Source organism: Nocardia amikacinitolerans, from assembly GCF_900215415.1.
GTDB classification, from domain to species: Bacteria; Actinomycetota; Actinomycetes; order Mycobacteriales; family Mycobacteriaceae; genus Nocardia; species Nocardia amikacinitolerans.
This window is the reverse complement of the sequence record NZ_OBEG01000002.1, coordinates 1,038,665-1,061,576: the sequence shown is the minus strand read 5'-3', so window position 1 is coordinate 1,061,576 and position 22,912 is coordinate 1,038,665. Positions and strand designations below refer to the sequence as shown.

Sequence of the window (22,912 nt, the reverse complement as noted above, 5' to 3'; positions counted from 1 at the left end):
GTTCCGGCCTTCGGCGTTCCCGCCGTAGACGGACTGGGCTCTAGTCGCCCGGCGCTCCACTGAACTCACGCAGCAGCGCGATGATTCGTGCGGCTCCGGTCCTGCGGCGAAGCGCGGCGGCCGAGCGCAGGGCGGCGCTCATTCGCTCCGCGCCCACCCGCGGCCGGTGCAGCTCGAGGTGTCGTTCCACCATCATCGACGGGTAATCCTGTCGGGCAACGACCTTCGCGGCGAGCGCGAGCAGTTCCATGCCGAGGTCGGAGCCTGGATCGACCGCGAGCAGATACGAGCCGACTCCGCAGGCCACCGCGCCGATCTGCGGCAAGTCGTAGTACTGGGCGAGGCGACCCGCCGCGCCCGCGGCCAATTCGGCGGCCAGTTCCGTCGCGGCATCGACACGTCCGTAGAGGACGTGCGCGCCGACCATGGCGCCTGCCAACATCAGCCCGCCGGGCCCCGGCGTCAGTTCGTCCTCTGGCCAGCCGAGCAGGTTCAGCGACCGCCGGTAGTACCGCATGCCCGCATCGATATCCCCTTCGGCGAGCGCGAGTTCCGCGACGCCTGCCGCCACCGTGGCCAGGCGGTGGTTGCGCCGGATGTTGGGATCGTCGATCGGCTGGACATGAGCCGGATCGTCGGAAGAGTCGAGCGCGAAGGACAATTCCGCGCGCGCCTGATCCACCCCGCCGATGCCGATCAGCGCGACCGCGAGGTAGCTGCGAATCTCCACGATCTCGTCATGGGCCCGCAGGATGCGCAGCGCTTCGACGGCGCGGCGGTAATAGTCCACCGACTCGGCGTAGCGCGCCGTCTGACCGCCGAGCTGGCCGAGGTGCTGGCAGACCATCGCCGTTCCCCACAGATCGGCGGGCTCGACGAGCCGGAGCGCGCCGAGCGAGTCGCGCGCCGAGCCGTGCACGTCGCCCTGGTTCTCCCTGAGATTCGCCCGCGCGATGAGGGCGGCGGCACGCACGTCCGGATCGGGCGAGCGCGCGCCCTCGGCGAGCTTGCGCGCCACGCCCTTTCCGGAGGCGTCCGCGATGAGCAGGTCGCCCAGGAGACGCAGCCCGGGGTTCATATCCACCGCGGTGCGCAGCAGTGTGCGGGCCCGCGAACGCACCGCCGCCATCGGACGCAGGTCGGAGTTCAGGTAGATCATGTGCAGGCCGATCACCACGCTCGCCAGCATTCGCAGATCCGCGACGACGCCGCGCGCGGGGCCTGGTTCGGGCGTGAGGCGCAGCACGCGCGGCGCCCACGACGTCAACTCCAGGTGCGCACCGCGCATCATCCACAGCATCGCGGCGACCGGGAACACGCGATAGACCGTCGCCGAATCGCCCCGATCCAGCGCGTGGCGCAGCACGGCGACGAGGTTGTCCAGTTCGGCGCCGACGGACAGCACCGTGCTCACCTGATCGTCGGTGCGGTAGCGCCGGGCGGCCGCGACCGCGTATTCGGACGCCCAGCACGACATGCGCCGCATCACCAGCTCACCCTCGTCAGCGGCGGTCAGCTGTTCCTCACCGAATTCGCGAACGGTTTCCAGCATCCGGTAGCGCGTGCCGCCCTCGTCCTCGAGCACGGTGAGCAGCGACTGGCCGACAAGGCCGTCCACCGCGGCCGTCACATCGTCGACGTCCGCTCCGCCCGCCACCGACTCCGCGGCGGGCAGCGTGAAACCGGCTGGGAATCGGCACATTCGGCGCAGCGTCGCCTGCTGCGGCGGATCCAGCAGGTTCCAGCTCCACGCGATCACCGCGTGCAGCGTGCGATGACGTTCCGGCGAGGAGCGGTCGCCGCCGCGCAACAGCGCGAACCGGTGCTCGAGCCGGGACTCGATCTCCTCCACGCTCATGGTTCTGACGCGGGCCGCCGCCAATTCGATGGCCAGCGGCAGGCCGTCGAGCATCGCGCACAGCCGCGCGACGGCGTCCGGATCCAAGCGAACCGTCGGACGTACCGCGCGTGCTCGCGCGCTGAACAGGTCGGTGGCGGGTGAGCCCGCGGCGTCGATGGCCAAGGGCGCCAAGGGATAGACGCTTTCCGCGCTGATGGCCAGCGGGGCGCGGCTGGTGGTCAGCACCGTCAGCTGCTCGCAGCTGCCGATCAGGTCGGCGACGACCTCGGCGACGGCATCGATGAGATGTTCGCAGTTGTCCAGGATCAGCAGCATCGGCCGGGCCGAGAGCGCGTCCCGCAACCGCCGCCCGGTGTCTATTCGCCCTTGCCGCAACAGACCCGGCTCGCGCACCACCTCGCCGATGCCGAGCGTCGTGCTGATCGCGGACTCGATGTCGGCGCGCGCGTCCGCGACGGAAGTCGAGCGCACCGAAGCGAGTTCGACGAGCACCACGGATTCGCGCCGCGCCACCCTCGCACCGACTTCATTGGCGACCCGAGTCTTCCCGGTGCCGCCAGGCCCGAGCACGGTGACCACTCGGGCGGCGCGCAGCAGCCCGACCAGTTCGTCGATGTCGCCGTCCCTGCCCAGCAGTGCGTTCGGCGCGGCGCGCAAGCCGATGGCGTCGCGTGGCGCCGGGAGCCCTGCCCCATCGGACTCTTGCAGCTGAGCAGTCGAGTCGACCGACGCGAAGGCTCCCGTCCCGGTCGACGCGCGGTGATCCCGCACATTTGCGACAGCGCCGCCCGGCCAACTCGCGGCGGCACCAGCCGGGCCGTTCGCGGGCGGACCCGCCAATCCACTCGCGACGGCATCGCGCGGTCCTGTCGTGGCGGCATTGCCCGGCCCGCTCGCGGCGCCACTGGCTGGCACGTTCCCAGCCGGACCGGCCAACCCACCTGCGGCGGCATCGCCCGGTCCTGTCGCGGCGGCACCGCCCGCGCTCGCGGCAGCACCGGCTTGCACGTGCGCGGCTGGGCCGGCCGACCCACCTGCGGCGGCATCGCGCGGTTCTGTCGTGGCGGCATTGCCCGGCCCGCTCGCGGCGCCACTGGCTGGCACGTTCCCAGCCGGACCAGCCAACCCACCTGCGGCGGCATCGCCCGGTCCTGTCGCGGCGGCACCGCCTGCGCTCGGGGCGGCACCGGCTGGTCCGTTCGTGGGCGGACCGGCCATCTGACTTGCGGCGGCATCGTGCGGTCGTGTTGGGGCGGCATTGCCAGGCCCGTTCGCGGCGGCACCGGCTGGTTCGTTCGTGGGCGGACTGGCTAACCCACTTGCGCCGGCACCGCCTGCGCTGGCGGCGGCACCGGCTGGTCCGTTCGTGGGCGGACCGGCGAACCCGCTTGCGGCGGCATCGTGCGGTCGTGTTGGGGCGGCACCGCCTGCGCTCGGGGCGGCACCGGCTGGTCCGTTCGTGGGCGGACCGGCGAACCCGCTTGCGGCGGCATCGTGCGGTCGTGTTGGGGCGGCACCGCCTGCGCTCGGGGCGGCACCGGCTGGTCCGTTCGTGGGCGGACCAGCCATCCCACTTGCGGCGGCACCGTGCGGTCCTGTCGCGGCGGCATTGCCCGCGCTCGAGGCGGCACCGGCTGGCCCGTTCACGGGCGGACCGGCCACCCCACTCGCGGCGGCGTCGCCGGGCCCGTTCACGGGCGGACCGGCCACCCCACCCGCGGCCGCACCGCCCGGCTCGCTCACTCCGGCTCCGCCCAGTCCGGTTGCGACAGCGCCGCCCGGCCAACTCGCGACAGCACCGCCCGGCCAACTCGCGGCAGCAGCGCGCAACTCACTCACGGTCGGACCGCCGATGAGCTCACCGCGCAGGATGGCGGTGTTCAGCTCGACCAGCGCGCGGCCCGGGTCGGCGCCGAGGTGGTCGGCAAGGCGGGTGCGGAACGCCGCGAAGGATTCCAGCGCCTCGTTCGGGCGATCGGCTCGGGCGAGCAGGCGCATGAGGTCGAGTTGGGCGGGTTCGTCGAGGGGGTCGGCGGCGCAGCGGTGGCGGGCGAGGTGCAACGCGCCGTGAATGTCGCCGCTGGCCTCGCGTGCCGTCAGTTCGACCGCGTCCAGTTCGGTCGCCAGCGAGCTCGCGGTCCGGATCAGTTCCTCCGCGAGTTCGCCAGGGGGCAGGTCAGCCCCGGGCTCGCCGCGCCACAGCGCTCGCGCCGTGCGCACGGAATCGAGGCAGGCGGCGAAATCCGCGGCCGCGAGTTCACGGCGGGCGCGGGCAAGCAATTCGCCGCCGAGCGTCAGGTCGACCTGTTCCGGTGCGAAGGCGAGGCGGTAGCCCGCGGGGCCGATCTCCAGCGCGCCGTCGGGCAGTGCCGAGCGCAGCCTGGAGACCTGGGTGTGCAGCGCGTTCATCGGCGAACGCGGCGGCCGCTCGGCCCACACGTCCTCGATCAGTGCCGGTGCGCTGCGGCTGCGGCCCGGTCGCAGCGCGAGCGCGGTGAGCAGCAGCCGGGAACGCGTGCCGGGGACTGGTGTGAGCCCATCGTCGCGGCGCAGGGCGACTTCACCGAGCAGGGCGACCACGACCGATGCGCCGGCGGGCGTAGCGGTGGGATTCGGGCCGTCGGGGCCGCGCCGATCTGGAAACATGCCGCGGTCATCGTATGCGAGCGCCACGCCGAGGCCGACATCGTTTTCCCACGCGGTCTGTCGACGCGCCACTCGCGGCGTCAGCCCCTACGCTGTCCGCATGGCTGACTTCGAAGTGGTCCGGCGCATCGTCATCTCGGCCCCGCCCGCGCGCATCCACGCGCTCATCGACAACTTCCGGGAGTGGACCAAGTGGTCACCGTGGGAGGACGTCGACCCGCAGCTGCAGCGCACCTACTCCGGCGCGGAATCCGGCGTCGGCGCGCACTACGCCTGGAGCGGCAACCGCAAGGCGGGCGCGGGCAGCATGGAGCTGGTCTCCGACGACGAACGCGAGATCGGGGTCCGGCTCGAGTTCCTCAAGCCCTTCAAGGCGGCCAACGACGTCGTCTTCGAGCTGAACCCCACCGAGAGCGGCCCCACCGAGGTGGTGTGGCGGATGAGCGGTCAGCAGCACGGCCTGATGGCGCTGCTCGGCAAGGTGATCTCGATGGACCGGCTGGTCGGCAAGGACTTCGAGAAGGGACTCACCCGACTGAAGGCGGCAGCCGAAGCCTAGGCTGCTTTCATGGCTACAGCAGCGCAATGGATCGAGGGCGCACGGCCCCGCACCCTGCCGAACGCTATCGCTCCGGTCATCGCGGGCACCGGGGCCGCGGCCTCGCTCGACGCCGCGGTGTGGTGGAAAGCCGTTCTGGCGCTGCTGGTCTCGCTGGCGCTGATCATCGGGGTCAACTACGCCAACGACTACTCCGACGGCATCAGGGGAACCGACGACGAGCGCGTCGGCCCGCTGCGGTTGGTCGGGTCGAAGCTCGCCTCGCCCGCGGCGGTCAAGAACGCCGCGATCCTGAGCCTGGCCATCGGCGCCGTTCTCGGCTTGGTCCTCGTCGCGACGACGGCCTGGTGGCTGCTGCTGGTCGGCTTGGCCTGCCTTGCGGGCGCCTGGTTCTACACCGGCGGCAGCAAACCGTACGGCTACAGCGGTTTCGGTGAGCTCGCGGTCTTCGTGTTCTTCGGGTTGGTCGCCGTGCTCGGCACCGAGTTCGTGCAGGCCGAGCGGGTCGACTGGGTGGGTGCGGCGCTCGCGGTCGCGGTCGGCTCGTTCTCCAGCGCGGTGCTGGTGGCCAACAACCTGCGTGACATCCCCACCGACACCGAATCCGGAAAGACCACGCTCGCGGTCAAACTCGGCGATCCGCGCACCCGCACCCTGCACCTCGCGCTGCTCGCGGTGCCGTTCGTCGTCACCCTGCTGCTGGTGATTCGCACGCCGTTCGCCCTCGTCGGCCTGCTCGCCGTCCCGCTCGCGGTGCGCGCCAACGCGCCCGTGCGCTCGGGCGGCAACGGCCTGGAACTGATTCCTGCGCTGCGCGATTCCGGCCTCGCCCTGCTGGTCTGGTCGACGCTGACGGCGTTGGCACTCGGCTTCGCCTGAACCGAAGCGGGTCCGCCCGGAGGATCGCGGCTCGACTAGTTGTCATCGAGGTCACTTCGAAGCCCGGCACCGAACCTCGGCAAACCTCAGTACGACTTCCGAGTCGAATTCCTTGGCGCGAGCCATGTTTCGAAATCGTGCCCTATTGCGACCGATCGGTCAAATATGTGACCATGAGCGCCGTCACGCGCACCCGCTGACAGCTCGACCACAGAACAGGGCACCTGATGAAGAAATGTTGTTGTCGCCGGCATGATGGCGTCGAGGGCCTCCGCGGATGACGAGTAGAGCGACGTCGCTCGGAATCGCGGCGATGGCCTGTGGCGCGGTCATGCTGCTCGCCGGGTGCGGCGGTACGTCCGTCGACAGCTCGCAAACCCCCAGCGGTACCACGTCCGTAACGGCGTCCAGCACCACATCGGCGGCCGGTCGGGACGAAGGTGGAGCCACCCCCGCCACACCCGACAAGGGCGATACCGAATCGAATGGGCCCGCGCCAACGCAAGCCGAAGACAAGCCGTCCACGCCCACCAACGCCGAAGGCAGTTCTCCGGCGCCCACCCCGGCGGAGTCCCGGATCTGGGATCCCTGCACGTTACCCGAATCCGATCTCACCGCAGCGGGATTGAACACCGCCACGAAGGAACGCATCACCGACGCGACCTATCCGTCCTGGCAGATGTGTCGTTGGAAATCGGCCGATCAGACCTTCAGCGTGGTGATCGCCGCCTCCGATCGCACGATCGACGATCTGCTGGAGCCAGGGGCGGTTCACGATGTCCGGCGGACGGAATTCCATGGCAGGCAGGTGGTCCAATACCGATACGTGGCGGACACACACAGGCAGACCTGCGATATCGGCACCCCGGCCGAATACGGCAGCATCGTGTTCGCGGTGCGCAACATCCGCGTCCAGACCGATGTCGGCAACCCCTGCCAGGATGCGAACCGCCTCGGCGCGGCGCTGTTCCGATCGCTGCCCTGACCGACTTCGTCGTGCGGAGGGCCCCGACTTCTGCCGGTGAACCTGACAGGCGTAGGCGGATGATCCGTCGCGCCGTTTCGCACGCCTCGCTGAGATCGCTCCGCGAGGCGTGCGAAGAGTCCGTACGGACCTCAGTTCGGAGATTGCGCGAGCAACAGCTGGCGGAGCTTCGCCCGGTTGGGCTTCCCAGGTCCGTGCAACGGCAGTTCGTCCAGCAACGCAAGTTCGCGGGGCGCGGCGATGGCATCGAGCTCGCGGACGACGTGGTCGCGCAACTCCTCGAGCGTCGGAGTCGCCCCGGCCGTTGGCACCACCGCGACCGCCACGCGCTGACCGAGCCGCTCGTCGGGCAGGCCGAGCACAACGCACTCGCTGATCGACGGATGGGTGACCAGCACGGCCTCCACGACCTGCGGGATGACCAGCAATCCGCCCGTCATGATGGCCTCGTCCAGCCGTCCGGTGACGTGCAAAACGCCGTTCTCGAACGTTCCCGCGTCCTCGGTGCGGAACCAACCGGGTTCGGCGAACGCTGGGTGGTCGGGCTGGCCGCGGTAACCGCGGGCGATCATGGCGCCGCCGAGCAGGACGCGACCGTCTTCGATGCGCACCTCGGCGCCGTCCAGCGGGACGCCTTCGTAGACGCAGCCGCCGCAGGTCTCGCTCATACCGTAGGTGCGAACGACGTTGATACCGGCCGCTTTCGCGCGCTCGTAGACCGGAAGCGGGGTGGCGGCGCCGCCGACGAGCACCGCGTCGAGCTCGGCGAGCGCCTCGGCCGCACCGGGAGCGTCGAGAGCCTTGATGAGCTGGGTCGGCACCAGTGCGGTGTAGCGGCGCGTGCCGCGCATGCCCGCTACCGCACCCGCCAGCGCCTCGGGCAGGAAGCCGCCGGAGACGTCGAGCACGGTGGGTTCGGTGCCCGCGAGGATGCTGCGCAAGAGCACCTGGATGCCGGCGATGTGGTGGGTGGGCAGCGCGAGCAGCCAGGCGCCGGGGCCGCCGAGCCGGTCGTGTGTCGCGGTGCCGCTCGCGCGCAGGGCCGAGGCGCTGAGCATGGCGCCCTTGGGCACCCCGGTGGTGCCGGAGGTGGTGACCACCAGCGCCACGTCGTCGTCGATCGTCTCGCCGGGGGAGAGCGCGTCGCTGAGCCGACGGGCCTCCCTGCGGTCGCTGGTCGGGATGGGCAGCCACGCGGGGCCGTTGCCTTCCAACGCTTCTCGCAGATGCGGCAGCACGTCACCCAAACCGGATCCGGTGGGCATCGGCAGCGTCCGCAAAGTGTTGCTCACGACCGCACCTCGCTCGGTTCCATCACGACAGCGATCGTGTCATGCCCGCGCCGCCGCGCGCGGAACGGGTCGGTTTGCTGGGGCGGCGCGCGCGGAGTGCGGCCGCCCCGAAGGAATGGGGCTCGGATAGGCCAGACATCGAGACTGCGATTCACTCGTCGGACGGGACGCGGACGGTGGTCGCCCGGACATCGGCGGCTGGGCGGCCGTCAGAGCGCAATCGTCCTCGCCGGGACAGCCCTTGGCAACTCGGCATTCGGACCCCGGTCCGCTCGTTACGCCACGATCAGTCGTCCGACCAGCGGGAATCCCGGCGAATCGGATGTTCGGGCGGAATCTCCACGAGCACGATCGGCACGCCGTCCGGGTCCCTGATCCACATCTCGATCAGTCCCCACGGCTCCCGCTGGGGTGCCCGATCGATGGGGATTCCCTTCAGCGCGAGCTCGGCGGCGGCGTCGGAGGCATCCCGCACCTGCAACCAGATCCCGCCGCTGAAGGCCGTCGAAGTTCCCGTCCCGCCGTGCCCAGCGACCTCGATCAGCGACTGTCCAGCGAAGAAAACGGTTCCACCTGGATACTCCCTGGCGATCGCGAGACCGAGCCCGTCGCGATAGAACTCGAGCGTTTTCGCGTAGTCGCCAGGCCGCAGAATCACCCGGCTGCTGAGGATCTCCATGTGGCCAGTCCCTTCGTCAGAAGTACCAGGGGTAGGGCGTCCAGTCCGGCTTGCGCTTCTCCAAGAACGCGTCGCGGCCTTCGACGGCTTCGTCGGTCATGTACGCCATGCGGGTGGCTTCGCCCGCGAACAGCTGCTGGCCGACCAGTCCGTCGTCGAGCAGGTTGAACGCGTACTTGAGCATGCGCTGGGCCTGCGGGGACTTGCCGTTGATGTCGGCGGTCCACTCCAGTGCGACGTCCTCGAGCTCGGCGTGGTCGACGACCTTGTTGACCGCGCCCATCTGGTGCATTTCCTCGGCGGTGTAGGGGCGGCCGAGGAAGAAGATCTCGCGGGCGAACTTCTGGCCCACCATTTTGGCCAGGTAGGCGCTGCCGTAGCCGCCGTCGAAGCTGCCAACGTCGGCGTCGGTCTGCTTGAACATGGCGTGCTCGCGGCTGGCCAGGGTCAGGTCGCACACCACGTGCAGGCTGTGCCCGCCGCCCGCGGCCCAGCCGTTGACCAGTGCGATGACGACCTTGGGCATGAAGCGGATGAGGCGCTGGACCTCCAGGATGTGCAGCCTGCCCGCGCGCGCTTGGTCGACGGTGTCGGCGGTCTCGCCGCTGGCGTACTGGTAACCGCTGCGGCCGCGAATGCGCTGGTCACCGCCGGAGCAGAAGGCCCAGCCGCCGTCCTTGGGGCTCGGGCCGTTGCCGGTGATCAGGACCGCGCCGACGTCGGAGGTCATCCGCGCGTGGTCGAGCACCCGGTAGAGCTCGTCGACGGTGTGCGGGCGAAACGCGTTGCGCACCTCGGGGCGATCGAACGCCACCCGCACCGTGCCCTGCTCGATATGGCGGTGGTAGGTGATGTCGGTCAGATTCTCGAATCCGGGGACCGGTCGCCACAGCTTGGGATTGAACGTCACGCTTGTGATTATTGCCCGCGGCGAAAGATCCGGTGCCAGCGACTTCCGTGCTCCACCGAGCCGAGGACTTGACGGTGTAAAACTACGCGTTACCGTGCAGGTATGAGCGAGCGTGTGAAACCTGTTCCAGATAGTGCCGCCGAATCGGGTGCGCAGCGTTCCAACGGGACGGCGATCCGCCCGCGCATCGACCGCAGCGCGGTGGACGAGGACCGGTACGAGAAGCACGGTGGCTTCCCGAAGGTGTCCCGCGCGCGGATCGGTTCGAATTTCGGGCCTTTCGTCGAGGCCATGCGCACGTTGCAGGATCTGGCGGTTTCCGTCGACGCGCCGGACGAGGTGTTCGGCGAAGCGCTGGCCAAGGCGCGGGAACTCATCGATCTGCTCGAGCCGTATCGCGCACCGGAATTGCAGGGCCCGGCCGGACGCGCGGTGGAGCTGCCCGGACGCGGCAGTCTGTTGCTGCTGCCCTGGCAGGTGGTTTCGGCGGGGCCGGACGGCATCACCATGACGGGCGAGTTCCGTCGATTCCATCTCGGCGGCAACGGCGCGGCGCACGGTGGCGTGCTTCCGCTGCTGTTCGACGACCTGCTCGGCATGATCGTGCACTACGCGGGCAGGCCGATCAGCCGCACGGCTTATCTACACGTCAACTACCGCAAGGTAACTCCGCTGGAGCGGACGCTGACGGTGTGCGGACGCGTCGATCGCATCGAGGGCCGCAAGACCTTCATCACCGCCGAATTACGCGATGAGCAGGGCGATTTGCTCGCCGATTGTGAAGGGCTGATGGTGCAGTTGCTGCCGTGGCAGCCGTGAGCGGAAAGTAGCTCGTGTGACCGCGCGCACCAGTGCGTATAGTGGCGTGCGCTCGTTCATCGACATCTATTTCGGAGGAACCTGAAAGTGGTTGCAGCACTGTCTGAATCCCTGCTCGACGACGCGAAGCGCTCGGCCTTCCTTGCCGATGCCAAGGAGGTTCTGGACGCCGAGGTGTCGGATAAGGGCGGCGCGTCCGGCCTGGCGGTCAAGGGCGGCTACGCGGCGGTGAAGAAGATCAGCCCGTCCATCGTCCCGGACGCGCTGGAGTCGTTGGCCCCCAAGCTGGTCGAGCAGCTGGAGCCGTTCTGGCAGGAGTACAAGACCTCGGGTTCGGGTCAGTTCGCCGACCTGCTCGTCGCCAAGTCGGACGAGGTCGCCGAGGCGTTGCTCCAGGTGACCGACGCCCGCGCCGAGTCCTCCTCGCGCCCCGCCCTGCAGAAGGTGTACTCCTCGATGCGCTCCTCGGCCAAGAAGAACGTCATCGAGGCCCTGCCGCGCCTCGGCGACCTGGTGCAGCGCCACGCCAACTGATCGCGTCCAGCGAGCGCACGCCGAGTTCCGCATAGGCGAACTCGGCGTGCGACCTCGCTCACCGCATGGCCTTGCCGCGCATCAGCGCAGCGTCTCGAACGCTGGAACAGTATCCGCACAGCGCACCGAGATCCGACCGCTCGATCGAGCCCTCCCAACCACCCCGAGGGCGAGTCTTACGAGCCCGTTCGCGGCCGTCTCGCTTCCGAGCGGTCGAAGCGCATGCGCCGAAGGCGCGAGTCTCGACCGCTCGGAAGCGAGACAAAAGGGGCCGCGAACCCGCGCGCGCCAGCGCGCCAACAACACTGTGACCAGGGTGACGGAGACGGCGGGGACACTGTCTGAGAGGCTGGTGACGTGAACCCGTCTACCGCTCAGGCCCGAGTAGTCGTCGACGAACTCGTGCGCGGAGGTGTCCGCGATGTGGTGCTGTGCCCTGGCTCGCGGAACGCTCCGCTTGCCTTCGCGCTGCAAGCCGCCGACGCGGCCGGGCGGCTGCGGCTGCACATGCGTATCGACGAGCGGACCGCGGGCTTTCTCGCCATCGGTCTGGCGATCGCGGGCGGCAATCCGGTCCCGGTGGTGATGACCTCCGGCACGGCCGTCGCGAACCTCGGTCCCGCGGTGCTGGAAGCCAACTACGCGCGGGTTCCGCTGATCGTGTTGAGCGCCAATCGGCCCTACGAGATGCTCGGAACCGGCGCGAATCAGACCGTCGAACAACTTGGCCTGTTCGGTAGCCAGGTGCGCGCCACCATCAGCCTTGGGCTGGCGGAGGACGAGCCGAGCGGCAACGGCTGCGGCCCGTACGGTCAGCAGAACAGTGTGTGGCGCTCGGCGGTGTGCCGGGTGCTCGCCGCGGCCCGGGGCACGCGGTCGGGCAACGCGGGTCCCGTCCACTTCGACATTCCGTTGCGCGAGCCGCTGGTGCCGGATCCGACCGCCGACGCCGGTCCGGAGGGTCGCGCGGACGATCGGCCATGGACCGCGACGCAGTACGCGACGCTGGACGTGCCGCTGGACATCGATTTGACCCCGGACACCGTGGTGATCTCCGGACACGGCGCCGGCCTGCGTCCCGAGTTGGCCGAGCTGCCGACCGTCGCGGAGCCGACCGCCCCCATGCACGGCCCCGCGCTGCATCCGCTTGCGCTGCCGCTGCTGAAGCCGAAGCAGGCCATCATCACCGGGCGGCCGACCCTGCACCGGCAGGTGTCCAAGGTGCTCGCCGACCCGTCCGTGACGGTCTTCGCGCTGACCACCGGCCCGCGCTGGCCCGATGTGTCCGGCAACGTGGTCGGCACCGGAACCCGCGCGATCACCACGGGAGCGCCGAGCGCGGAATGGCTCGCGCACTGTCGCGCGGTGAACGCCAACGCTCAGCAGGTGGTGCGTGACGCGCTGGCCAAGCATCCGAAGCCGACCGGCCTGCACGTGGCGGCGGTCGTGATGGACGCGCTGCACGAGGACGATCAACTGCTGCTCGGCGCGTCCAATCCGGTGCGCGACGCGGCGCTGGTCTCGCACCCGCGGCCCGGCATCAAGGTGCTGTCGAACCGCGGCGTCGCCGGTATCGACGGCACGGTGTCGACGGCGGTCGGCGCGGCCTTGGCGCACGGCGGCCGCACCGTCGCGCTGATCGGCGACCTGACCTTCCTGCACGACGCGTCCGGGCTGCTGATCGGGCCGGGCGAGCCGCGGCCGGCCGACCTCACGATCGTGGTAGCCAACGACGACGGCGGCGGCATCTTCGAGCTGCTCGAACAGGGCGATCCGCAGTACGCGGGCGTGTTCGAGCGCGTCTTCGGCACACCGCACGGCATGGATCTCGCCGCGCTGTGCGCCGCCTACCGCATCCCGCACCGGCAGGTCGATACCGAGCAGCTGGCGGCCGAGCTGGCCGAGCACGCGCACGGACTGCGGGTGCTCGAGGTGGCCACGGAGCGGTCCAGCCTGCGCGAGCTGCACGCGGCCGTGCGGGCCAAGATCGCGCCCTGAGCTACCCGCTATTCGGTGTCGTCGCGGTCCTCGTCGTCGAGCGGCACGGGAATGGCCTGCTCGATGAGGTCGGCCTCGTTCGCGGACCACACGTCGCGATCGACCGCGCTCGGCGCCTCGCGTGCGACGGCGGTTTCCGCGACGGCCCGGTCGTCGGTATCGGCGTCGTCCGTTTGGTAAGCGGGCGTGGACTGCTCGACGCGGTCGGCCTCCGGCGCGTCGTCCAATGTGCGCGGCGTGCTGCGATCGATCATCGTGTGCTCCTCTCCGCTGGTGCTCTCCCGCACGGGGTATACCCAGTTCAGGGCGCGGGCAACAGTCCGACGGCATCGAGATTGCCCCGACAGCGAGTTTCCCGCAACCGGCGTCGTCTTCATTCCCCCTCGACGGCCGCGCCCCCGTTCACCGGATGCTCCACGAGCGCGAGGGTCCGTCCGGCCATGAACCGCGCCGTGCGGACCGCGACGCCGGTCCGCGTCACCTCGCTGACCTCGACCACCCCGCGCGCGATGCGCACCTCGACCCGCCGACCCGCGCGCGTCGCCGCGATTTCGTAACTTCGAGAGCCGTCGCCGACGTCGACGACGATCTCCACCCGATCACCCTTCATCTACCAATTCTCCTCTTTTCCAGGGCTTTTCGCCGTTACGAGTTGGTCGCGGACGACGTCGCAGCCCTGTTCCCTCGGCACCGATGAATTCCGCGCGCTCGCCGGGTCTCAACTGACGCAGACCTCTTACATCCGGCTTATGGAGACCCGATGACCCCCACGTTCGATTTCGAGCCCGCCGCCACCGCACTGGAAACCGTGGTCGCGGGCATCGCCGACGACCAGTTCGCCGCGCCGACGCCCTGCGCCGACACGACCGTGGCCGCGCTGCTCGAACACGTCCTGGAGCTGACCGAGGCGTTTCGGCAGTCCGCGACCAAGGAATCCGTCGGCAACAGCACCCCGCCCGCCCTCGAGCACGACTCGAAGCTGCCCGACGACTGGCGCACGCGTATCCCGGCCCAGCTGAAGGCCCTCGTCGCCGCGTGGCGGGAGCCGGACGCATGGGAGGGTGAGACCGAGGCGGGCGGCGTGCGCGAAGCAGCGATCGTGATGGCGGTGATCGCGCTGGACGAGATCGTCGTGCACGGCTGGGACCTGGCCAAGGCCACCGGCCAGCCGTTCAGCTGCACCGATTCGCACGCGGCGATCCTGTTCGACTTCCTGCGCGAAACCCCGATGTCCGGAACCCCCGGCCTCTTCGGCCCCGTGGTCGATGTGCCCGCCGACGCACCCCTCCTCGACCGTGTGATCGGCCTGACCGGTCGCGACCCCGACTGGTCGGCCCAATCCGACTGAAGGTGTCCGCCAGCCACTCGGACAGACCGAATGTCACCTTCAATCGCATGTTTGGCCTGACCGGTCGCGGTCCGAACTGGTCCGCCCGATCCGACTGAAGGTGTCCGTCACCCGGTGGCACAGACCGAATGTCACCTTCGGTCGGGGCTTGCCGATCGGTCCGTGACGAAAGTGCCTGCGGCGACCGCATCCAACGCCGCTTGGGCCGCGGAATCGGCGGCCGCCTCGTCGATCGGATCGCCGCTGGCCAGCAGGCGGTAGTAGAGCGGCGCGGAGACGGCGGAGAGGACCGCGCGCGGATCGGTGCCCTCGGGCGCCTCGCCGCGCGCGATCCCGTCCTCGACGCACGGCGCCCACTCGGTGAGGCGGATGTCGTAGAAGCGGCGCAGCGCGGCCGCGGTGACGGGATCGCCGGTGGCGGCGGCGATCACGGCTTGGAACAGGCGGCCTTGGCGCGGATCGGTCAGTGTCTCGGCGACCAGTCGCGCGTTGGCCGTGAGATCGCCGCGCAGCGATCCGGTGTCGGCGCGCGGCACCGACTGCTCGGCCATATCGGCGAGCAGGTCGGCCACGAGCCCGGCCGGGGTGCCCCAGCGCCGATAGACGGTGGTCTTGCCGACCCCGGACGCGGCGGCGATCTCCGCGAGATCCAGTGTGGCGAAACCGCGTTCGGCGAGGAGATCACCCGCGGTGCGCAGGACGGCCGCGCGGATGCGTGCGGTGCGCCCACCTGGGCGAACCGAGCCGGGAGCGGGCTCTTCGGATGCCATAACGGAACTCCAGTTTCATTTGGGGTCGACAGGGTGTACTGTTCCAAGTGTTAAACGGAACTATAGACCCTTTAGGAGGGCCGTCTCATGAACCTTCGGTCAGAGAACTCACCCATGGAGTACCGGCGGCTCGGCGCGTCGGGTCTGCTCGTCCCGGCCCTGAGCTTCGGAGCGGGCACCTTCGGCGGACGCGGCGAATTGTTCGGCGCGTGGGGCGACACCGATGCCCAGCAGGCGCGTCGGCTCGTCGACATCAGCCTGGAAGCGGGCGTCACGATGTTCGACACCGCGGACGTCTACTCGGACGGCGCCTCGGAGGAAGTGCTCGGCGCGGCCATCAAGGGCAGGCGGGACCGGCTGCTGCTGTCCACCAAGGCGAGCCTCCCGACCGGGCCTGGACCCTACGACGCCGGCTCGGGCCGGGCACGGCTGATCGGCGCGGTCGAGGGCTCGCTGCGCCGCCTCGGCGTCGATCACATCGATCTGTTCCAGCTGCACGCCTTCGACGCGCACACCCCCGTCGAGGAGGTCCTCGCCGCGCTCGACGATCTGGTGCGGGCGGGCAAGATCCGCTACCTCGGCGCCTCCAACTTCGCGGGGTGGCAGCTGATGAAATCCCTTGCCGCCGCAGACCGCAACGGCCTGACCCGCTACGTCGCGCACCAGGTGTACTACTCGCTGGTCGGCCGCGACTACGAGTGGGAACTGATGCCGCTCGCGCAGGATCAGGGCGTCGGCGCCGTTGTGTGGAGCCCGCTCGGCTGGGGCAGGCTCACCGGCAAGATCCGGCGCGGACAGCCGCTGCCCGCTGGGAGCAGGCTGCACCAGACCGCCGAGGCGGGGCCGCCCGTCGACGACGACGTCCTCTACGACGTGGTGGACGTGCTGGACGAGATCGCCGCCGAGACCGGCAAGACCGTCCCGCAGATCGCGCTCAACTGGCTGCTCGGCCGCCCCACCGTCGCGACGGTCATCGTCGGCGCGCGCAACGAGGAACAGTTGCGCCAGAACCTCGGCGCGGTCGGCTGGCGCCTCGATCAGGACCAGATCGCCCGCCTGGACAAGGCGAGCGCCACCACGCCGCCCTACCCCTACTACCCGTACTACCGCCTGCCGGACTTCACCCGACTCAACCCGCCCGCCGTGTAGTTCGGGATGCGCTCGAACGAGAATGCGGCGCAGGCGGATTCGCGACGCGGTGGGTCGACGCGCGGCGGCTCAGTAAACGTCGCGCACGTAACGCTTCTCGGCGACGAGCTGCTTGCGGAACGCCAGCGCGCCGTCCTCGTCCAGCTTGCCGTGGATGCGGGCGATGGCGAGCAGAGTGTCGTCGACGTCCTTGGCCATCCGCGCCGCGTCACCGCAGACGTAGAAGTGGGCGCCGTCGCGCAGCCACGACCACAGCTCCGCGCCGTGCTCGATCATCCGGTGCTGCACGTAGATTCGCTCCCGCTGGTCACGGGAGAACGCCAGGTCGAGGCGGGTGAGGAAACCGGTGCGGAACATGTCCTCCAGCTCCGCGCGGTAGTAGAAGTTCTGTGCCGCATGCTGTTCGCCGAAGAACAGCCAGTTGCGGCCGGTCGCGCCGAGCGCCCTGCGCTCCTGGAGGAAGCCGCGGAACGGTGCGATGCCGGTGCCAGGCCCCACCATGATCATCGGTGCTGTCGGGTCCAGCGGCGGCCGGAAATGCGGTGCGCGCTGGAGGAAGATCGGCACCGTCGCATCGCCAACCCGGTCGGCGAGGTAGGTCGAGCAGACCCCGCCGCGCCGGGCTGTCGCGCCCGCGGGTTCGCCGTAGCGCACGACGCCGACCGTCAGCTGCACCTCGTCCGGGCTGACCAGCGGACTCGACGAGATCGAATACTGGCGCGGCTGGAGCTTTTTCAGCGCGCCGAGCCATTCGACCAGGTCGGCGCGCACCGGGAAATCGCGCAGCACGTCGACGGCCTGGCGGTCCCACAGGTAGCCGTCCAGCTCGTTGCGGTTGTCCCTGCGCAGCAGTTTGGCGAGCTGGTTGCTGGCGTTGCGGTCGCCGATGAAGCTCAACAGATCGTGGCTGACCTTGGTGATGTCGTACCGGGTGCGCAGCGCCTCGGCCAGCGGCATCTCCCGGTCGTCGACCTCGATCACGCGCCGTCCGTCAAGGCCGGTGGCGGCGAGCCACTCCTCGACCAGCGACGGACAGTTCGACGGCCACACGCCAAGCGAATCGCCCACCTCATAGTCCGCGTTCACACCGCGTAGGTCGAAACCGAACTGGCGCACCTCTTTCGGTGACCCCGCAAGCGAGAGCAGTTCGTTGCGCGCGAGCGGCGCGGCCACCGGCGCGTTGCGGGTGAACGGCGCGGGCGCGGTCCGCGGTGAGCGCGCGGGAGCAGGGGCCTCGGGCCTGGTCAGCACCATGGTGCTGCCGCCCGAACTCGCGGAGCGGACCGATAGGCGCGCGCCCGAACCGCCCGCGGGAGCAGGGCCGTCACCATCGTCGGGGCCGTCGTTCCCGCCGCCGTCGTTCCCGTCGTCGTTCCCGCCGCCGAACGCGCCGAGCACGTCGTCGAGCCAGCGACTCGCGGGCTCCTCGTAGTCGGGTTCGCAGTCCACCCGCGGCAGCAGCCGGGTCGCGCCGCGCTCGGCCAGCTTCTCGTCCAGCTTGCGCCCGTGCCCGCAGAAATCGTCGTAGGAGGAGTCGCCGAGCGCGAGGACCGCGTAGCGCAGGCCGGTCAGCCGGGTCGCGCTGTCGGTCAACCTGGCCCAGAAGTCCGCGCCGTTGTCAGGCGGGCCGCCGTCGCCGAAGGTGCTGCTGATGAACAGCGCGTCGCCGGTCAGCGCGGCGATATCGCAGGAGTCCATGTCGAACAGCCGTGGCGCGAAACCGGATTCGGCAAGTCGCTCGGCCGCCGCGGCGGCGAACTCCTCGGCGTTGCCGGTCTGCGAGGCCCACAGCACCGTGACGGGCCGCTCCTCGGCGGCGGGGGCGGGGGACTCGGCGGTCAGCGCGCCGCGCGAGTACATGCCCGCGAGCAGGCCGTCGATCCAGAGCCTGCTGCGGGTGGACAGCGGCGCGGTTTCCGGAAGCACCGGCTGCCCGACGACCGGAAGCGAGTGCAGCGCGGCAAGATACCCGCTGAGGTAGATCTGTTCGGTGTCGCTGAGCGTCGGCGCGACACCGGTGTCCAGGCCGAGCATCACCGCGAGCGGATGCGCACCGTTCGGTGCGGAAACCGGCTCGGGCACAGGCGTTTCGGCCTGTTTCATCGGGGCGACGCGGCGCAGCGAGACAGCGCACTGTTTGAACTCGGGCTGGAGCGACGCCGGATCGACGGCGTCGTTGGTGACGGCGTTGATGGTCAGATACTCACCCTGTTCGTCGTTCCAGTGGAACGGCGCGAAGCAGTCGCCGGGGCGTACCCGGTCGCTGATCTGCACCGGAAGCACGGCTCGTCCACGGCGGGATGCGATTTCGAGCTGATCGCCGGGACGCACGCCGAGCCGTTCGGCGTCGCGCGGATGCACCTCGAGGAACGGCTGCCCGTTCAACTTCGTGAGCTTGCCGATCTTGCCGGTCTTGGTCATGGTGTGCCACTGGTGTTGCAGACGACCGGTGTTCAGCAGGAACGGGTAGTCGTCGTCCGGCATTTCCTCGGGAAGCATGTGCGGGCGCGGCCAGAACACCGCGCGCCTGCTCGCGGTGGCGAACGCGAGCCGCGGGCGGTGACCCGCCTCGTCGACGAAGAGTTCCTGGCTGACGCCGTCGTTCAGGTAGCGGATCGGGTTGCGGCGCTTGTCCGGCTCGGCGCACGGCCACTGCATCGGGCCCTCGCGCAGCGCGTCGTAGCTCATGCCGCGCAGGTCGTAACCCGTCGCGGGATTGGCGAACCGCTGGATCTCGGCGAAAACCTCGGCGCTGGAGGAGTATTCGAAGCCTGGAAAGCCCATGGCCGTGGCGACCTGCGCGATCAGCAGCCAATCCGGCCGCGCGTCGCCGACCGGGTCGACGGAGCGCTGCAACAGGGTGACATTGCGTTCGGAGTTCACCGACACGCCCTCGGCCTCGGCCCAGAGCGTCGCGGGAAGCAGCAGGTCCGCGTAGGCGTTGGTGGCCGATTCGGTGTAGGCGTCCTGCGCGATCACCAGCTCGGCGGCCTCCAGCCCCGCGATCACCGTCTTCCGATTGGACACGGACGCAACGGGATTGGTGCAGATGATCCACGCGGCCTTGATATCGCCCTCGGCCATGCCGCGGAACATCTCGATGGTGCCCGGCCCTGCCTCGGTGCGAATCGTGCCGGGCTCGACGCCCCAAGCCGTCTCCACGAAGGCGCGGTCCGCGGCCGAGAGCAGCGAGCGCTGCCCGGGCAGGCCGGGGCCCATGTACCCCATTTCGCGCCCGCCCATGGCGTTCGGCTGACCGGTCAGCGAGAAGGGACCGCTGCCGGGGCGGCAGATGGCGCCGGTGGCCAGGTGCAGGTTGCAGATCGCGTTGGTGTTCCAGGTGCCGTGGGTGGACTGGTTGAGTCCCATCGTCCACAGCGTCATCCACTCGCGCGCTTCGCCGATCCAGCGCGCGGCGGTGCGGATGTCCTCTTCGGCGAGGCCGGTGATCTCGGCGACCCGCTCGGGCGGATAGTCGGCGAGGAACTCGGGCATGGCGTCCCAGCCCTCGGTGTGCTCGGCGATGAAGTCCTCGTCGATGTCGCCGTTGGCGACGAGCAGGTGCAGCAGGCCGTTGAGCAGCGCGAGGTCGGTGCCGGGGCGCAGCTGGAGGAACAGGTCGGCGCGCGCGGCGGTATCGGTGCGGCGCGGATCGGCGACGATCAGCTTGGCACCCGCCTTCAGCCGATCGGCCATCCGCAGGAACAGGATGGGGTGGCAGTCGGCCATGTTCGCGCCGGTGACGAAGAACAGGTCGGCGTGCTCGAAGTCGTCGTAGGAGCCGGGCGGGCCGTCGGCGCCCAGCGACTGCTTGTAGCCGGTGCCCGCGCTGGCCATGCACAGCCGCGAGTTCGCCTCGATGTGCACGGTCCGCAGGTAGCCCTTGGCCAGCTTGGTGGCCAGGTACTGCGCCTCCAGCGTCATCTGGCCGGAGACGTACAGCGCGATGGCGTCCGGCCCGTGCTCGTCCAGGATGGCGCGCAACCGGTCGGCGGCCTCGCGCACGGCGGCGTCGACGGCGATCGGCATCGGTTCCTGACCGCGCTCGGGTCGCCGGTAGGCGGTGGTCATCCGGCCGGGCGTGCGCATCAGTTCCGCGTGGGTGGCGCCCTTGGTGCAGAGCCTGCCCGCGTTCGCCGGATGCAGCTTGTCGCCGCTGACCTTCGCGATCACCGGCGCGCCGTCCGGGCCCGACGTGGTCTCGACCGTGATGCCGCACCCCACGCCGCAGTACGAGCACGCCGTTCTGGCGGTGCCCGGCGCGGGGCTGCTGGCTGCGTCCGACATGTCACCGATCATGCGGAACGTCGATTGCGCGGGATTTACCCAACGTTATCGCCAGGTGACAATTCTCCTCACCGCTCCCACTCGCGGCTGTGAGGTGTGTTTTTCGTCACCTTTGCGCAGGTCAGCGGCTTGCGGCGTCGTTCAGCCGAGCTTGTATCCCCGGTGCAGCGCGACGACGCCGCCGCTGAGATTGCGCCACTTGACCGTCGACCAACCCGCCTTGGCGATCCGCATGGCCAGCTGCCGCTGGTTCGGCCACGCCCGGATCGACTCCGCCAGGTACACGTAGGCGTCCGGATTGCTGCTGACCGCCCGCGCCACCCGCGGGAGCGTCTTCATCAGGTACTCCATGTACAGCGTGCGGAACACCGGAAAGATCGGTGTCGAGAACTCGGCGACCACCAGCCGTCCGCCCGGCTTGGTGACCCGCAGCATCTCGCGCAGCGCCAGATCGGGATCGGAGACGTTGCGCAGGCCGTAGGAGATGGTCACCGCGTCGAAGGAATCGTCCGCGAACGGCAGCGCCATGGCGTCACCCGCGACCATCGGCACATTGCGGAACCGGCCCGCGGCGAGCATGCCCTTGGAGAAGTCGGTCGCCACGCACCAGGCGCCGGACTTGCCGAACTCCAGGGTCGAGACGCCGGTGCCCGCCGCGAGATCGAGTACCCGCTCGCCCGGTCGTAGCCCGAGCGCCTTGCGGGTCGCCCAGCGCCAGTAGCGGTCCTGACCCGCGGAGATCACGGTGTTGGTGAGGTCGTATCGCTTGGCGACCCCGTCGAACATCGCTGCGACCTCGCCCGGCTGCTTGTCCAGGGAAGCTCGACCTGCATGCGTTTGCGCCACGCCAACGACCTTAAGCGACTGTCCGTTACGGACCCGCGTGTACCCGATCACAGCGCGATGTTCGGTGCGTTGCCGAGGGGTGTGCTGTCAGGGGCTACGCCGTATTCGAAAGGCGGAAGTCCCGGCCGGTGACATCGGCGTAGTGACCCATCAGGTCGTCGCACACGGCGGGCCAGGTTCGGTGCAGAACGGACTTGCGTGCGGCGCCGGCGAATCGGGCACGCAGCGCCGGGTCGCGCAGCGCGGCCACGGCGCTGGGCAGCAGTTCGGTGAACCGGTCGACCGGGAGCAGATAGCCGTTGCGGCAATGCGCGACGAGGTCGCGCGGACCGCCCGCGTCCGGCCCGATGACCGGAACACCGGAGGCCAGCGCCTCCTGCACGCCCTGGCAGAAGGTCTCGTGCTCGCCCGCGTGCACCATCACGTCCAGGCTCGCGTACGCCTGCGCGAGTTCGTCGCCGCCGAGTTCGCCGGTGAACACCGCGTCCGGCATGAGCTGGGCCAGCCGGTTACGTTCCGGGCCGTCGCCGACGATCACCAGCTGAATGGTGGGATCGCCAGCGAGTACCGCCAGCCGCTCGACGTGCTTCTCCGGCGCAAGCCTGCCGACGAACCCGACGACGAGTCGCTCGTGCCCGGCGAGCCAGCGCTCGCGCAGTTCCGCGCGGTGCGCCGACGGGGTGAACCTGGCGATGTCCACGCCGCGACCCCACCGGTGCACCCGCGGGATACCGTGCCTGGCCAGGTCTTCGGCGGCCGCGCGGGAGGGCGCCAGCGTGCGCGTCGCGCCCTCGTGGATGCGCCGCGTCCACGCCCAAGCCGCACGGCTGGCCAGCCCGAGCCCGTAGCTTTGCGCGAAGCCCGCCACGTCGGTCTGGTACACCGCGATCGTCGGCAGATCCAGGCGCAGCGCCGCGCCGAGGCCGCCGGCGCCGAGCAGGAACGGGGAGGCCAGATGCACCAGGTCGGCGTCGAATTCGGCGATCGCGGCGGTGATCCCTGGCTGCGGCAGCCCGACCGGCAGCGAGCTGACCTTGGGCACCATCACCGCGGGGACCCGATGCACCGGGAAACGGCCGTATTCGCTTGCCGCTGCGGGCAGTCCGCGGGGCGTATCGGGCGCGATCACCAGCGCCTGATGTCCGAGTTCGTCCAGGTGATCGAGCACACGGAGGACCGAATTGACGACGCCGTTCATGTTCGGCAAGAAGGACTCCGAAACGATGGCTACGCGCACCACCTCAGCGTGACCCGTGCAGCGCGCGCCGCAGCCACGCGGACGTGAAGCGCGTGGAAAGTTCCGGCGAACTCCTAGCGCTGTCGCAGACAGTGGACGGGACACCGGCATCC

At 69.9% G+C, this 22,912-nt stretch carries 18 protein-coding genes; 8 read left to right on the top strand and 10 right to left on the bottom strand.

Annotated elements, in window-relative coordinates:
• Nucleotides 1-40 precede the first annotated feature (40 nt).
• Entirely contained in the window at nucleotides 41-4,507 is a 4,467-nt protein-coding gene (locus CRP45_RS12935; protein ID WP_245910090.1) for an AfsR/SARP family transcriptional regulator, read from the bottom strand.
• 100 nt (nucleotides 4,508-4,607) lie between these two features.
• Between CRP45_RS12935 and CRP45_RS12925 the strand changes: the two genes are divergently transcribed.
• The 3 genes from CRP45_RS12925 (at nucleotide 4,608) to CRP45_RS12915 (ending at nucleotide 6,930) form a co-directional block, all read left to right on the top strand.
• Complete coding sequence (locus CRP45_RS12925) at nucleotides 4,608-5,066, top strand: SRPBCC family protein (protein ID WP_097245213.1); 459 nt, start codon at nucleotides 4,608-4,610, stop codon at nucleotides 5,064-5,066.
• A gap of 9 nt (nucleotides 5,067-5,075) precedes the next feature.
• Nucleotides 5,076-5,945 carry a 1,4-dihydroxy-2-naphthoate polyprenyltransferase gene (locus CRP45_RS12920; RefSeq protein ID WP_097245212.1) on the top strand — a complete coding sequence of 290 codons (870 nt, stop codon included), beginning with the start codon at nucleotides 5,076-5,078 and terminating at the stop codon, nucleotides 5,943-5,945.
• 277 nt (nucleotides 5,946-6,222) lie between these two features.
• Nucleotides 6,223-6,930 (top strand): DUF3558 domain-containing protein, encoded by a 708-nt coding sequence (locus CRP45_RS12915; RefSeq protein WP_097245211.1) that lies wholly within the window; start codon nucleotides 6,223-6,225, stop codon nucleotides 6,928-6,930.
• 131 nt (nucleotides 6,931-7,061) lie between these two features.
• On the opposite strand, the gene menE is transcribed toward CRP45_RS12915, so the two are convergent.
• From menE to CRP45_RS12900, 3 genes are all read right to left on the bottom strand, one after another.
• Nucleotides 7,062-8,195, bottom strand: coding sequence for an o-succinylbenzoate--CoA ligase (gene menE, locus CRP45_RS12910; RefSeq protein ID WP_097245488.1), 1,134 nt, complete (start codon nucleotides 8,193-8,195; stop codon nucleotides 7,062-7,064).
• A gap of 313 nt (nucleotides 8,196-8,508) precedes the next feature.
• Nucleotides 8,509-8,901, bottom strand: coding sequence for a VOC family protein (locus CRP45_RS12905; RefSeq protein WP_097245210.1), 393 nt, complete (start codon nucleotides 8,899-8,901; stop codon nucleotides 8,509-8,511).
• A gap of 16 nt (nucleotides 8,902-8,917) precedes the next feature.
• Nucleotides 8,918-9,811 (bottom strand): 1,4-dihydroxy-2-naphthoyl-CoA synthase, encoded by an 894-nt coding sequence (locus tag CRP45_RS12900; protein ID WP_067791379.1) that lies wholly within the window; start codon nucleotides 9,809-9,811, stop codon nucleotides 8,918-8,920.
• A 102-nt stretch (nucleotides 9,812-9,913) separates the two neighbouring features.
• Between CRP45_RS12900 and CRP45_RS12895 the strand changes: the two genes are divergently transcribed.
• The 3 genes from CRP45_RS12895 to menD all read left to right on the top strand — a co-directional run bounded on the left by CRP45_RS12895 (nucleotide 9,914) and on the right by menD (nucleotide 13,162).
• Nucleotides 9,914-10,630 carry a PaaI family thioesterase gene (locus CRP45_RS12895; protein WP_097245209.1) on the top strand — a complete coding sequence of 239 codons (717 nt, stop codon included), beginning with the start codon at nucleotides 9,914-9,916 and terminating at the stop codon, nucleotides 10,628-10,630.
• 87 nt (nucleotides 10,631-10,717) lie between these two features.
• Nucleotides 10,718-11,164 carry a DUF6918 family protein gene (locus CRP45_RS12890; protein ID WP_097245208.1) on the top strand — a complete coding sequence of 149 codons (447 nt, stop codon included), beginning with the start codon at nucleotides 10,718-10,720 and terminating at the stop codon, nucleotides 11,162-11,164.
• A 357-nt stretch (nucleotides 11,165-11,521) separates the two neighbouring features.
• Nucleotides 11,522-13,162 carry a 2-succinyl-5-enolpyruvyl-6-hydroxy-3-cyclohexene-1-carboxylic-acid synthase gene (gene menD / locus CRP45_RS12885; RefSeq protein ID WP_097245207.1) on the top strand — a complete coding sequence of 547 codons (1,641 nt, stop codon included), beginning with the start codon at nucleotides 11,522-11,524 and terminating at the stop codon, nucleotides 13,160-13,162.
• 8 nt (nucleotides 13,163-13,170) lie between these two features.
• Here menD and CRP45_RS12880 read toward each other — a convergent pair whose 3' ends face one another.
• Complete coding sequence (locus CRP45_RS12880; RefSeq protein WP_067791484.1) at nucleotides 13,171-13,416, bottom strand: hypothetical protein; 246 nt, start codon at nucleotides 13,414-13,416, stop codon at nucleotides 13,171-13,173.
• Nucleotides 13,417-13,535: 119 nt separating this feature from the next.
• Complete coding sequence (locus tag CRP45_RS12875; protein ID WP_067791385.1) at nucleotides 13,536-13,772, bottom strand: hypothetical protein; 237 nt, start codon at nucleotides 13,770-13,772, stop codon at nucleotides 13,536-13,538.
• A 150-nt stretch (nucleotides 13,773-13,922) separates the two neighbouring features.
• Between CRP45_RS12875 and CRP45_RS12870 the strand changes: the two genes are divergently transcribed.
• Entirely contained in the window at nucleotides 13,923-14,510 is a 588-nt protein-coding gene (locus CRP45_RS12870; protein WP_097245206.1) for a TIGR03086 family metal-binding protein, read from the top strand.
• Nucleotides 14,511-14,641: 131 nt separating this feature from the next.
• Here CRP45_RS12870 and CRP45_RS12865 read toward each other — a convergent pair whose 3' ends face one another.
• Nucleotides 14,642-15,280, bottom strand: a complete 639-nt coding sequence (locus CRP45_RS12865; protein ID WP_097245205.1) for a TetR/AcrR family transcriptional regulator — start codon at nucleotides 15,278-15,280, stop codon at nucleotides 14,642-14,644.
• Nucleotides 15,281-15,394: 114 nt separating this feature from the next.
• Here CRP45_RS12865 and CRP45_RS12860 point away from each other — a divergent pair, with 114 nt between their 5' ends.
• Entirely contained in the window at nucleotides 15,395-16,429 is a 1,035-nt protein-coding gene (locus CRP45_RS12860; protein WP_097245204.1) for an aldo/keto reductase, read from the top strand.
• A 69-nt stretch (nucleotides 16,430-16,498) separates the two neighbouring features.
• On the opposite strand, the gene CRP45_RS12855 is transcribed toward CRP45_RS12860, so the two are convergent.
• The 3 genes from CRP45_RS12855 to CRP45_RS12845 form a co-directional block, all read right to left on the bottom strand.
• Complete coding sequence (locus CRP45_RS12855) at nucleotides 16,499-20,716, bottom strand: bifunctional nitrate reductase/sulfite reductase flavoprotein subunit alpha (RefSeq protein WP_245910089.1); 4,218 nt, start codon at nucleotides 20,714-20,716, stop codon at nucleotides 16,499-16,501.
• Between the two features lie 141 nt (nucleotides 20,717-20,857).
• Nucleotides 20,858-21,562: a demethylmenaquinone methyltransferase gene (locus CRP45_RS12850; protein WP_097245202.1), complete on the bottom strand. Its 705-nt coding sequence runs from the start codon at nucleotides 21,560-21,562 to the stop codon at nucleotides 20,858-20,860.
• Between the two features lie 94 nt (nucleotides 21,563-21,656).
• Nucleotides 21,657-22,799, bottom strand: a complete 1,143-nt coding sequence (locus CRP45_RS12845) for a glycosyltransferase family 4 protein (RefSeq protein WP_218841136.1) — start codon at nucleotides 22,797-22,799, stop codon at nucleotides 21,657-21,659.
• Nucleotides 22,800-22,912: the final 113 nt, after the last annotated feature.

What these genes read in the sequence shown, in the direction of transcription:
- CRP45_RS12905 (WP_097245210.1), bottom strand. Translation starts at nt 8,901, where the DNA reads ATGGAGATCCTCAGCAGCCGGGTGATTCTGCGGCCTGGCGACTACGCG.
- CRP45_RS12920 (WP_097245212.1), top strand. Translation starts at nt 5,076, where the DNA reads ATGGCTACAGCAGCGCAATGGATCGAGGGCGCACGGCCCCGCACCCTG.
- CRP45_RS12915 (WP_097245211.1), top strand. Translation starts at nt 6,223, where the DNA reads ATGACGAGTAGAGCGACGTCGCTCGGAATCGCGGCGATGGCCTGTGGC.
- CRP45_RS12880 (WP_067791484.1), bottom strand. Translation starts at nt 13,416, where the DNA reads ATGATCGATCGCAGCACGCCGCGCACATTGGACGACGCGCCGGAGGCC.
- menE (WP_097245488.1), bottom strand. Translation starts at nt 8,195, where the DNA reads ATGCCCACCGGATCCGGTTTGGGTGACGTGCTGCCGCATCTGCGAGAA.
- CRP45_RS12875 (WP_067791385.1), bottom strand. Translation starts at nt 13,772, where the DNA reads ATGAAGGGTGATCGGGTGGAGATCGTCGTCGACGTCGGCGACGGCTCT.
- CRP45_RS12870 (WP_097245206.1), top strand. Translation starts at nt 13,923, where the DNA reads ATGACCCCCACGTTCGATTTCGAGCCCGCCGCCACCGCACTGGAAACC.
- CRP45_RS12925 (WP_097245213.1), top strand. Translation starts at nt 4,608, where the DNA reads ATGGCTGACTTCGAAGTGGTCCGGCGCATCGTCATCTCGGCCCCGCCC.
- CRP45_RS12895 (WP_097245209.1), top strand. Translation starts at nt 9,914, where the DNA reads ATGAGCGAGCGTGTGAAACCTGTTCCAGATAGTGCCGCCGAATCGGGT.
- CRP45_RS12865 (WP_097245205.1), bottom strand. Translation starts at nt 15,280, where the DNA reads ATGGCATCCGAAGAGCCCGCTCCCGGCTCGGTTCGCCCAGGTGGGCGC.
- CRP45_RS12935 (WP_245910090.1), bottom strand. Translation starts at nt 4,507, where the DNA reads ATGTTTCCAGATCGGCGCGGCCCCGACGGCCCGAATCCCACCGCTACG.
- CRP45_RS12855 (WP_245910089.1), bottom strand. Translation starts at nt 20,716, where the DNA reads ATGTCGGACGCAGCCAGCAGCCCCGCGCCGGGCACCGCCAGAACGGCG.
- CRP45_RS12860 (WP_097245204.1), top strand. Translation starts at nt 15,395, where the DNA reads ATGGAGTACCGGCGGCTCGGCGCGTCGGGTCTGCTCGTCCCGGCCCTG.